The following is a 10,676-nucleotide window of genomic DNA, read 5'->3' as shown; positions in this document are numbered from 1 at the left end:
AGCCGAAGGATCATGCGTCGCGGCAGGACTTCAACGACAGATGGGCAGACGAGGGGGCAGATCATCGATGCCGTGTCGATCCGCGACAGGCCGGCAGTGATTGAAGATCGTGCCATCCCTGGCCACTCATTGCCCGGCAGTGCATTTGCAAAGCAAAATGTCACGAGAGGGGGAAGGGGACCTTCTGATCGGTGCCAAAAACAGCCATATCGCAACGCTGGTAGAGCGCACCTCGCGCTTCGTGGTGCTGGTCAAGGTCGGCGGCAAGGACAGCGAGAGCGTTGTCGGTGCCCTGATCCGACAGGTTCAGAATCTGCCGCAGGGATTGATGGCATCGCTGACCTGGGATCGCGGAACCGAACTTGCGTATCATAGAAAGTTCACCGTTGCGACGGATGTCAGCGTCTATTTCTGCGACCCCCGAAGCCCCCACCCGGCAGATTTGCTTTGCAAATCGCCTGCCCGTTGCCCGGCAACGCATGCCAGCATGCGTGAGAGGGGGCAATGCTTGGCAACGTGGCAGCAACGAGAACACCAATGGTCTACTACGCCGATACTTCCCGAAAGGGACGGACCTGTCTGTCTACACGCAGTATGACCTCGATCAGGTTGCCTTACGCCTCAATACAAGGCCGAGAAAAACGCTTGGCTTCCAGACCCCGGCTGATACCTTTGATCGAGCAGTTGCGCTGACCGGTTGAACCCACCGGCGCCTTTTTTAGGATGCCCCGCTCCTCGCGAAGTATGCGGTTCTCGCGCCGAAGCCGTTCGTTCTCAAGCGCAAGCTCGCGATCTTCCTGCGTCACCACATCCGTGTCGCGGTGCGCCGTGATCCATTTGTTCAGCGTCGACATCCCAACCCCGAGATCATCCGCAATCTGTTTGCGTGAAAGCCCGCTGGTCAGCGCGATCCGCACCGCATCCTTGCGAAATTCATCCGGCCTGACTGTGCCCATAGATCATCTCCTTTGCTGCACATTACGCTATCAAAGGGGCGGTACCAAACCGTGATAAGACCACCTGCCGAGTGGCAGAGAAGCAGGCAAGCATCTTCGCAGACATGGCCGCGACTTTCGCCGTCTCAAGCCTCGCCATTTTTGACTTTAGGGTGGTCCGTTTCACTTGAACGGCTGGCAGGGTGCAAGGCCCACATTTCCTTGTGAAAACTATGTTATCAGGCAGGCGCCGTAACCCCGCTTCAGCGGGCTTCAACCACAAAATGGAGTGGCCGAACTGTATCCGAGATGCTATCTTTTTCCCAAGGAGATCTCAGTGTTCAAGCATGTCGCCTCAACAGAAAATATCACCAAGCGCTTCCTCAAGATGGCCGACGTGGTCGCGCGCTTTAGCAGGCAAAAAAATTCCTGCCCGAAAAGACCTGCGGCCATCTCTATGCGGCAAAAGTGAGGGAGCTGGCCGGCGACAGTGTCGAACTCGACACGACTGAGGAGGTGCTGATCGCCCTCAAGCGCCGCAAGGTCATCAGCGGTCGCCGCTTGGTCGATCTCCTCGGTCAATACCAGCGCGAAATTCGGGGCTGATCTCTTGGCCTCCGATCCGTTTGGCGATTTCAAGACCGCAGGCTACCTGCGCAACACCCAAGGGTTGAGCGATCCAGCATCTATAAAACACGTCGAACATGCCTTGTTTCCGACGAATTTGGATGACGCCATTGAAATGCTGCGCACGCGCAAGGTTATCGACTATGGGCCGAGTTCCGCATGCGGCCTATTCAAAGACGCTTAATAATCTGCGCGGGCTCAGCGGTATGGAGCGTTTCATTGATGAGGGGCGGGAGGTTGCCGGTTACGCCTCAAACCCAAGCGACCCAAGCGGCCCAAGCGGCCCATGAGGCCTGTGTGGCTGTCAGATATGCCGCGATGCGCGCCGCTTAGGACATGACGTTTAACATGGCCGGATAACCGCCAAGCGTAAATCCGCGCCGGACCCCGCCCTTGATCTGCTTTTGATGAAGCCACGTCGCTTTGTTGCTTGATGTCAGCCGAAAGCAACGCCTAACCCGATTAGTATCGCTGATGCCAATCCGTGGCACCGTTGGCGCTTTCAATGCACGCAGCGCCACGTCAGTCAGTTTCTGTTGCATCTTGATACCATTCTGGTGGCGCATATCATCGGGACATGTCCAGATTACAGTAGGTTGTGCCTGCACTCTCCTCCCCCCGCACCCCCCACCCTTTAATTCGCTTTCACCCGGATGCCAGACGCAGTAGGCGTCCTCATCCTTGCAGGGTTGGGAATCGTCATGGCGCAAAATGCCACCATCTATAAAGTTGAACTGTCGATCTCGGACATGGATCGCCATTATTACGACACCCACAAACTGACCATCGCCAAACACCCCTCTGAAACCGACGAACGGTTGATGGTGCGCATCATCGCCTTTGCCCTGAACGCCCACGAACAGTTGGAAATGGCCAAGGGCCTGTCCACCGACGATGAACCCGACATTTGGCAAAAAAGCCTGAGCGGCGATTTGCATGTGTGGGTCGCCTTGGGCTTGCCCAGCGAAAAAGTGATGCGCCAATCGTGCAGCAAGGCCGACCGGGTTGTCGTCTATCCCTACGGCGGCCGCACGGCCGAGGTGTGGTGGGACAAGATCAAAGGCAGCACCACCCGTTTTGACAACCTGCAAGTCGTCAGCTTTTCTGCCAAAGAGACCGAGGCGTTGGCGCAACTCGCCAGCCGCGCGATGAAAATGCAGGTCAATATTCAAGAAGGCGATGTGATGGTCAGCGTGGGCGATGTCATTGTGTACATGACCCCGGTAAATTGGAAAACGGCGGCGTAAATCAGGCGCGCAGACCCCAAAGACCCCCCTTAAACCAGCGCCGCCGCGCGCCCCGCATGCAAACCGCTTGCCCAGCAGGCAGTCAGCAAATACCCGCCCGTTGGCGCTTCCCAATCCAGCATTTCGCCGCAGGCAAACACGCGGGGCAGGGCGCGCAGTTCCAACCCATCGGTCAGGCTTGCGCGCGCAATGCCGCCAGCGGTCGAAATCGCCTCATCCATCGGGCGCGGGCCCGCGTGGCGCAGTGGCAGCGCCTTGATCACGGCCGCCAAATCATCGCCAAACGGTCGCCCCCATTCCTGCACCAGCGCCACCGCAACCGCAGGCAGCCCCAGCTTGCGCAACCGCCCCGTCACGCTGTCGCCTTTGCGCGCTTGCGCCAAGCGCACCCGCAGCGCGTCCAAACCCACATCCGGCATCAAATCTAGCGTGGCCTGCGCCCCATCGCGCAAATCGCGGCTGATCGCATAAATCCCGCCACCCTCTATCCCGCGTGCGGAAATCACAAACTCCCCCCGCTCGCGCCGCCCTGAAATACACAAGGCGGCACCTTTCACAGGCGCCCCAAAATGCACAGCCATATGCGGCGACCAATCCACGCAAAACCCCATATTTGCAGGTTGAAACGGCGCAATCGCCACGCCCCGCTCAGTCAAATACGGCACCCACGCCGCATCGGACCCCAGCCGTGCCCAACTCGCCCCGCCCAATGCCAGCACGGTCACGGCGGGCTGCAACACTTGCCGCCCGTCGCCCGTGTCAAAGGCGAAACCATCCCCTTCAAACCCCACCCAGCGCCAGCGGGTCCGCAATTCCACCCCCGCGCCCGCCAACCGCGCCAACCACGCGCGCAACAAAGGCGACGCTTTCATCGCCACCGGAAACACCCGCCCCGATGTGCCCGTAAACACCTCTTGCCCCAAAACGCGGCACCAATCTTGCACCGCCTCCGGTCCAAACCCTGCCAAAACGGGGGCCAGCCACCCTTGCGGATAGGCGCCCATAAACCGCGGCCCCGCATGGGTAATGTTCAACCCCGATTTGCCCGCCATCAGGAATTTGCGCGCGGGGCTTGGCTTGCCCTCCACCACCAAAACCCGCCGCCCTGCCGCCGCCAACGCCTCGGCAGCCATCAACCCCGCAGGCCCGGCCCCAATCACGAGTGCATCTGTCACAACCGCGATACCTGGCCCGATACTTGGCCCGGCACCTGACCCGGCATTTGGCCCCTAATCTCCACCACGCGGTGCGGATAGGGGATTTCCACCCCGTTATCCTTCAGCGCGTTCCAAATCGCGAACAGCACCTTGCTTTGGTATTTGTTGCGGCCGTCATCAATGCCAGACACCCAATATTCCACCGCAAAATCAATGCCGCTGTCGCCAAATCCGCGCAATTCGCAATCGGCCCCATCGGGCTTGGTCAACACGAACGGCAGCGCGCCGACCGCCGCTTCAATCATCGCGGGCACCCGGTTGATGTCGGTGTCATAGCTGACCGAAAACAGCGCTTCATACCGATTGGCGGACCCTTGGTCGGAATAATTCACCACCCGCGTGGTGATGAAATGGTCGTTTGGTACTACAATCCACTTGCCGTCAAACGTCTCCAAAACGCAGGCGCGCGCGGTCATTTTCACAATCGTGCCCGCCTCGCCGCCGTCCAGTTTCACATAATCGCCAACGGTGGTTTGCCCTTCGACCAGCAAAATCACACCCGACACAAAATTCGCCGCGATTTGTTGCAAGCCCAAACCAATGCCCACACCCAGCGCACCGCCCAGCACCGCAATCGCCGTCAGATCAATCCCCATGATCGACATCAACAGCAAAAATGCCGCGCCAAAGATCGCGATTTCCGCCGCTTTAACCGCCAATTGCCGCGTCGCAGGCCGCAATTCCTGTTGGCGCTGGATATATTCCGCGCTTTGCCGGTTCGACCAACCGCCCAGCCAAAACAGCAAACTGCCCGCAATCGCGCCGCGTATCAGCGACAGCACCGAAAACCGAATATTGCCCAATTCGATCATGGTTTCCGACAGGCGCAGCATAATCGGGTCCAGCGCGCCCAACGCATAAAGCGCCGCGACCGGAATCAGCACATAGCGCCCCAGCGCGCGCAAAAACGTGTCTTTCAACACCTCGCGCACAAAGGCGCGCACCGCGATGAACAAAAACACCCGCTTGCCGAACGCAATCACAGCGCCAGACCCAAACAGCGACCGCGTCAACTCCTCACCCACAGCCGTTAGGGCATATGCCAGCAGCGGCATCACCAACGGCATCATGCCCAGCAAAAACAGCCGCGCCTGCGCCCCCCGCGCGCCCTCTGCCGGGGTCAGCACCTTTGCAATCAGCGGCCGCAACCGCCGCGCCAGCAAAACCGCCAGCACAAACGCCACCGCCAACAGCGCAAACTGCGACCACGCGGCGGGGCTAACCAGCCATTCCATCGCGGTTTCGGTGACCGGGGCAATCACGCGCAGCAGGTTTTGCAGAAATTCGGGCAGGTTGCTCAGGTCCATCGCGCACTTATCCTTTCGGGCAATCCCTTAACCCTTGCCAACAAACGCAGCCCGCCACAAGGGTCACGCCCCCTCCGGATGATGCGCCCGCGCCAGCGCCGCGATCAAATCCGCCCGCGTCACCAACCCGATCAGCCGCCCCGCATCCAACACAGGCACCGCCTGTTGCGCCCCATCGGCCAACAAATCAATCAGCGTTCCCAGCGGTGTTGCTTCCTGCGCTGTTGCAACCTCGCGCGTCATCATTTCAGCGGCCACCGGCTCTACCCCTTCGCGGCTGGCCCGCAGCAAGCGCGACACCACGCCCGTTGCCGCGTGCCCTTCCGCGTCATGCCAAGTGCGGACCAAATCCGCCTCGCTCACCAAACCCTGAAACACGCCATCAAACCCCACCACGGGCAGGGTGCGGACCTTGTGCTGGCGAAACAGCGCGGCGATTTGGCTGACGGGCATTTGCGGATGCGCGCTGATCACGCCGCGCGCCATCAACTGCCCCGCGGCCACCCCATCAAACAAATGCTGCGCCGCAATCCCATGCGCGGCCTCGATCAACCGCGCCAGATCGCCCGCGCCGATGTTGGCATCCAACCGCAGGTTTTGCAAAATCGCCGTTAGTTCCGCACCCTCCACCCCCGGGCGCAGCCCTTTTGTGGCAACCGCGCGGGGCACATGCTCCACCGGTTGGCGGAATGGATACATGCGCCCGGTCAAGCGGTTGTATAGCATGGCCACGATCAACAGCAGCCCCGTGTCCAACATGACCGGGCTGAACGCATAGGAAAATCCCACCTCGCGCACCGTTTCAGCGGTCAACACAACCCCCAAGGCGACCCCGGCGGCGGGCGGATGCGTGGCGCGCAAAACCATCATTGCCATCATCGCCAGCGTCACCGACAGGCCCATGGCCAACCACGGCTCGGCCACCAACACCACCACCGCCACACCGACCAGCGCCGACACCGTATTGCCCACCAAAGCCGGCCAAGGCTGCGCCAAAGGGCTGCTTGGCACGGCAAAGGCCAGCATCGCCGTCGCCCCCAGCGGGGCTATCAGCAAAAGGGTGGGGTCCAGCCCGATCGCAGATGCAGGGATCGTGGTCCAGCGCACCAAAAACGTACACAGCGTCAGGCCAATTCCCGCGCCAATGCAGGCCCGCAGCATCTCGCGCAGATGCACAGGCCCAACTGCAGGCCCCAGCGCGCGGACAATCCGGCGCAGGCGCGTCACTTGGGCGCCATCGCCAACCGGATCAACGCGCGTTCCATCACCGCCATCGCAGGTGCGCGGCTGGTGGACCGCAGGGTTAGGTCCGTTTCCAACAACTCCGCCAGCGCCCATTCCAGCACGGGCACACGCCAGCCTTGCAATTGGCGCAGCATCCGGTCGCGGCGCGGGCCAAAAACCCGCATCCGCTGCAACCCGTTCTGCGCGCCGCCCCCATCAATGGCCGCCCCATGCAGCGCCTTAAAATGTCGCATTGCGCCGATGCACAGCGTGACGGGGCTAACGCCTTGCCCCTCCAGCCGCCGCATCAAGGCACCCACTTGGCGCTGGTCACGCTCGGCAACGGCATGGATTACATCATCAACCTCCGCCTCAATCGTGGCGGGGGCACAGGCGGCGACATCGGCAGGCATCAGCGGCGCATCCACACCCCAATGATACAGCGCAATCTTTTCCAACGTCTGGCGAAAATCGCCGGGGTCCAGCGCCCGCGCTAAAATCCCCAGATCGGCCATCGCCTCGGGCGCAATCGCGCGCAGGCCGGCCCGTTTCAGCTCGGCCTCAATCTCCTCACGGGTTGGCGGCTCGTCATAAAGCCCTATGCAAACCCCCGCGCCCGAATCGTCAAACACCTTTTTTAATGGTGATTTGGCGGTCAAATTGCCCGCCGCGACGACCAAATTGGCATCACCGGGCCGCCATTCGCGCAGCGCATCGGCCATAACCTCGGCCAACCCATCCGTGGCATCCTCCACAAACACCACGCGCGGCCCCGGAAAAAACCCAACCGACCGCATCGCATCCGACAGCGCGGCCCCGTCCCGCCGCAAATCCCCCGCAGGCAACCGCACAAGGCGCATTTCGCCCTCACCCTGCGGGCCAATCAGGGCCAGGATTGCCTCTTGCCGCTTCAACGCCACGCGCATCGCATCGGCCCCAAAAATCAGCAACCCCGCGCGCCCTGCATCCGGCGCTGCCAGATATTTGGCGGCCTGTTGCCCTTTCAGGTTCATGGCACCCATTGCCCGGATGTGGCCAACAACTGGCTCACAATCTGGTCGGCCAATATCCGCACCAACCGCACCGCCGCATCTTCCTGCGCTGACAGACTGGCCACAGTGGAGCCGACCACGGAATAAGAGGTAAAGTTTTGTGCCCGCCCCGCCGTCAATTGCGCGCCCGTGGCCACATCCATCAACTGCCACGTCACCGAGCCCGTCAGGTTGATGCGCGTGGTCGCGTTCGCCGCTGTAATCCCCATATTCACCGCCGCCACCGCGATGGAATAGTTCAGCGCGAAACGCGGCGCATCCGATGGGCCCAGCCGTTCTTCAATCCGTTCGACAAAATCAAACGCGGGTTTGTCGCGCGGTTCCTCCGCCAGAATTGAATTTTGCAGCACGCTGCCGCCGCCTTGCGGGCCATAGGCGGGCGTAAACCCGCAGCCCGCCAGCGCCAAAAGCCCCACAGTCAGTGCTTTAGATAACCACATTCACAATCCGCCCCGGAACCACGATCAATTTCTTCACAGGTTGGCCTGCAAGGAACTTCACCACAGCATCCTCTGCCAGCACCAGCTTTTCAACCTCTGATGCAGGCATATCGGCGGGAACCGTAATTTCCGCCCGCCGCTTGCCGTTGATCTGGATGGGCAGGGTCACACTGTCTTGCACCAACATGGCCGGATCGGCCACAGGCCACGGCGCTTGCGTCACCAAACCAGCACCCCCCTGCATGGCCCAAACACCTTCGGCCAAATGCGGCACCATCGGCTGCATCAACTGCGCCAAGGTGCGCATCGCCTGCGCCATCGCCACTTTGCCCGCGCTGGATTTCGACAGGGTGTTGGTAAATTCATACAGCTTGGCAATGGCCTTGTTGAACGCAAACCCTTCAATCCCGCGTGTCACATCCTGCGTGGCCCGGTGCATGGCGCGCAGCAAATCATCATCGCCCGTGCCCGCAGCGTCCGGCATCGCCGCCACCCGTTCGCTCAACGTCCAAACCCGGCCAAGGAATTTCGCCGTGGCCTCCGCCCCGCTCGCCGTCCATTCCACATCCCGCTCGGGCGGGCTGTCCGACATTACAAACCACCGCGCCGTATCGGCACCGTAAGTCGCAATAATGCTCATCGGATCCACGACGTTTTTCTTCGATTTTGACATTTTGATAATCGGCCCCACCGTCACAGGGGTGCCATCGCGCAACGCCGCCCCCGCATCGGTTTTCACCACATCTTCGGGCATCTGCCACACTTCACGCCCATCTGCGCCGCGTGTCGCATAGGTTTCATGCGTCACCATCCCTTGCGTGAACAGCGCGTTGAACGGCTCAATCGCCTTTGCAGGCAAATGCCCGGTTTTCTGCATCGCGCGGGCAAAGAACCGCGAATACAAAAGGTGCAAAATCGCATGTTCCACCCCGCCGATATATTGGTCAACGTTCATCCAATACTCCGCCTCGGCCAAGTCAGTCGGCGTGGCAGCATGGGGGCTGGTGAACCGCGCATAATACCAGCTGGAATCCACAAACGTGTCCATCGTATCCGTCTCACGCCGCGCCGCTGCCCCGCATTTGGGGCAAGTGCAATCGCGCCAAGTTGGGTGCCGGTCCAGCGGATTGCCCGGAATGTCAAACGTCACATCATAAGGCAGCTCTACCGGCAAATTCGCCTTCGCCTCCGGCACCACACCGCACGCCTCACAATGCACCACAGGGATAGGGCAGCCCCAATACCGCTGGCGGCTAACGCCCCAATCGCGCAGGCGGTAATTGGTGACGCCACGCCCCACCCCGCGCTCCTCACAAAACGCAATCGCCAGATCTACGGCCTCCGCCCCCGTCTGCACCTCCGCCCCCGCAAACCCCCGGATATAGCGCACGGGTTCCGATTTCAGCGGCACAAACGCCTCCGCCAAGGGCGCTTCCTCGGCATCTACGCCCACAAACACAGGCGGAATCGCCAACCCATACTTGGTCGCAAAATCAAAATCGCGCTGATCATGCGCCGGGCAGCCAAAAATCGCGCCTGTGCCATACTCCATCAACACGAAATTCGCGATATACACCGGCAATTCCACCGCGGTATCAAACGGATGACGCACGCGAACCCCGGTATCCAAACCGCGCTTTTCCGCCTTCTCCAGCGCCTCCTCGGACGTGCCAATCTTGCGACACTCCGCCACAAACGCCGCCACACCTTCGTCATGTCGCTCCAAATGCCGCGCCAACGGATGGTCCGGGGAAATCGCCGCAAACGACGCCCCCAACAACGTATCCGGCCGCGTCGTGTAAACCTCCAGCCGGTCAAACCCCTCCGGCGCGCCAGCGGTGGAAAATGCAAACTGCAACCCCCGCGATTTCCCAATCCAGTTCGCTTGCATCAAGCGCACCTTTTCGGGCCAATCGGTCAACCCATCCAAGGCCGCCAACAACTCCCCCGAATATTCAGAAATACGGAAAAACCACTGCGTCAACTCGCGCCGCTCGACCACAGCGCCCGACCGCCAACCTTTGCCGTCAATCACCTGCTCATTGGCCAAAACGGTCATATCCACCGGGTCCCAGTTCACCACCGCGTTCTTGCGGTACACCAACCCCTTTTCCATCATGTCGATAAACATCGCCTGCTGCTGCCCGTAATATTCGACATCACAGGTCGCAAATTCGCGGCTCCAATCAATCGACAATCCCAGCGGCTTCATCTGCCCGCGCATGTCCGCGATATTGCTATAGGTCCAATCCTTCGGGTGCCCGCCGCGCTCCATCGCCGCGTTCTCGGCTGGCATCCCAAACGCATCCCACCCCATCGGATGGAGCACCGAAAACCCCGCCGCCGCCTTATACCGCGCCACCACATCGCCCATAGTATAGTTGCGCACATGCCCCATGTGGATGCGTCCCGATGGATAGGGGAACATCTCCAACACATAATACTTGGGCTTTGCCGCATCGCGCCGCGCCGTAAACACCCCAGCCGCGTCCCAAACGCCCTGCCAATGCTGCTCAATTACGGATGGTTCATAGGGCATGGGGGCTGGCCTTCTTACACAGGGTCAAAAATCAACTGCAGTTAACCCACAAGCCCGCGAAAGGTCCAGAGACCCTGCCAATTCATCT

Annotated in this window: 11 protein-coding genes and 2 pseudogenes; 5 read left to right on the top strand and 8 right to left on the bottom strand. The window is 60.7% G+C overall.

Translation table 11 applies throughout. The features are described 5' to 3' along the window. Positions 1–701: pseudogene (locus BMY36_RS20465) on the top strand (IS30 family transposase); the annotation flags it as partial. A gap of 12 nt (positions 702–713) precedes the next feature. Here BMY36_RS20465 and BMY36_RS11695 read toward each other — a convergent pair. After that, positions 714–956: pseudogene (locus tag BMY36_RS11695) on the bottom strand (transposase); the annotation flags it as partial. A gap of 316 nt (positions 957–1,272) precedes the next feature. Between BMY36_RS11695 and BMY36_RS20770 the strand changes: the two are divergent. From BMY36_RS20770 to BMY36_RS11685, 3 genes are read left to right on the top strand one after another with little or no spacing between them, the layout of a single operon-like run. Beyond that, positions 1,273–1,407, top strand: a complete 135-nt coding sequence (locus tag BMY36_RS20770; RefSeq protein WP_269430869.1) for a hypothetical protein — start codon at positions 1,273–1,275, stop codon at positions 1,405–1,407. Beyond that, positions 1,404–1,541, top strand: a complete 138-nt coding sequence (locus BMY36_RS19940; protein WP_156215319.1) for a hypothetical protein — start codon at positions 1,404–1,406, stop codon at positions 1,539–1,541. The genes BMY36_RS20770 and BMY36_RS19940 overlap by 4 nt, the downstream gene beginning before the upstream one ends. 4 nt (positions 1,542–1,545) lie before the next feature. Next, positions 1,546–1,746 carry a hypothetical protein gene (locus BMY36_RS11685; RefSeq protein WP_050521494.1) on the top strand — a complete coding sequence of 67 codons (201 nt, stop codon included), beginning with the start codon at positions 1,546–1,548 and terminating at the stop codon, positions 1,744–1,746. A 145-nt stretch (positions 1,747–1,891) separates the two neighbouring features. Here BMY36_RS11685 and BMY36_RS19515 read toward each other — a convergent pair whose 3' ends face one another. Continuing rightward, positions 1,892–2,104: a hypothetical protein gene (locus BMY36_RS19515; RefSeq protein WP_139194026.1), complete on the bottom strand. Its 213-nt coding sequence runs from the start codon at positions 2,102–2,104 to the stop codon at positions 1,892–1,894. Between the two features lie 159 nt (positions 2,105–2,263). Here BMY36_RS19515 and BMY36_RS11680 point away from each other — a divergent pair, with 159 nt between their 5' ends. Beyond that, on the top strand, positions 2,264–2,809 hold the full coding sequence (locus BMY36_RS11680; RefSeq protein WP_050521495.1) for a YaeQ family protein: 546 nt from the start codon (positions 2,264–2,266) through the stop codon (positions 2,807–2,809). 29 nt (positions 2,810–2,838) lie between these two features. On the opposite strand, the gene BMY36_RS11675 is transcribed toward BMY36_RS11680, so the two are convergent. The 6 genes from BMY36_RS11675 to leuS form a co-directional block, all read right to left on the bottom strand. After that, the gene (locus BMY36_RS11675) at positions 2,839–3,984 is read right to left on the bottom strand and encodes a TIGR03862 family flavoprotein (protein ID WP_050521496.1); all 1,146 of its coding nucleotides are present in this window, start codon (positions 3,982–3,984) and stop codon (positions 2,839–2,841) included. Next, positions 3,981–5,333 carry a mechanosensitive ion channel family protein gene (locus BMY36_RS11670; RefSeq protein WP_050521497.1) on the bottom strand — a complete coding sequence of 451 codons (1,353 nt, stop codon included), beginning with the start codon at positions 5,331–5,333 and terminating at the stop codon, positions 3,981–3,983. The genes BMY36_RS11675 and BMY36_RS11670 overlap by 4 nt, the downstream gene beginning before the upstream one ends. Positions 5,334–5,396: 63 nt before the next feature. Next, complete coding sequence (locus BMY36_RS11665) at positions 5,397–6,560, bottom strand: HPP family protein (protein ID WP_050521498.1); 1,164 nt, start codon at positions 6,558–6,560, stop codon at positions 5,397–5,399. After that, a complete protein-coding gene (gene holA / locus BMY36_RS11660) occupies positions 6,557–7,570 on the bottom strand; it encodes a DNA polymerase III subunit delta (RefSeq protein ID WP_050521499.1) in 1,014 nt (337 codons plus the stop codon). Before holA ends, BMY36_RS11665 begins: the two co-directional genes overlap by 4 nt. Continuing rightward, the gene (lptE, locus tag BMY36_RS11655) at positions 7,567–8,049 is read right to left on the bottom strand and encodes an LPS assembly lipoprotein LptE (RefSeq protein WP_050521500.1); all 483 of its coding nucleotides are present in this window, start codon (positions 8,047–8,049) and stop codon (positions 7,567–7,569) included. Before lptE ends, holA begins: the two co-directional genes overlap by 4 nt. Continuing rightward, entirely contained in the window at positions 8,036–10,588 is a 2,553-nt protein-coding gene (leuS, locus tag BMY36_RS11650; RefSeq protein WP_050521501.1) for a leucine--tRNA ligase, read from the bottom strand. Before leuS ends, lptE begins: the two co-directional genes overlap by 14 nt. Positions 10,589–10,676: the final 88 nt, after the last annotated feature.

The sequence above is a fragment of the Pseudorhodobacter antarcticus genome (assembly GCF_900110135.1).
GTDB classification, from domain to species: domain Bacteria; phylum Pseudomonadota; class Alphaproteobacteria; order Rhodobacterales; family Rhodobacteraceae; genus Pseudorhodobacter; species Pseudorhodobacter antarcticus.
The sequence above is the reverse complement of the archived record's forward strand: the minus strand, read 5'-3'. Positions and strand labels throughout refer to the sequence as shown.

What these genes read in the sequence shown, in the direction of transcription:
- BMY36_RS19515 (WP_139194026.1), bottom strand. Translation starts at nt 2,104, where the DNA reads ATGCAACAGAAACTGACTGACGTGGCGCTGCGTGCATTGAAAGCGCCA.
- BMY36_RS11680 (WP_050521495.1), top strand. Translation starts at nt 2,264, where the DNA reads ATGGCGCAAAATGCCACCATCTATAAAGTTGAACTGTCGATCTCGGAC.
- leuS (WP_050521501.1), bottom strand. Translation starts at nt 10,588, where the DNA reads ATGCCCTATGAACCATCCGTAATTGAGCAGCATTGGCAGGGCGTTTGG.
- lptE (WP_050521500.1), bottom strand. Translation starts at nt 8,049, where the DNA reads ATGTGGTTATCTAAAGCACTGACTGTGGGGCTTTTGGCGCTGGCGGGC.
- BMY36_RS11670 (WP_050521497.1), bottom strand. Translation starts at nt 5,333, where the DNA reads ATGGACCTGAGCAACCTGCCCGAATTTCTGCAAAACCTGCTGCGCGTG.
- holA (WP_050521499.1), bottom strand. Translation starts at nt 7,570, where the DNA reads ATGAACCTGAAAGGGCAACAGGCCGCCAAATATCTGGCAGCGCCGGAT.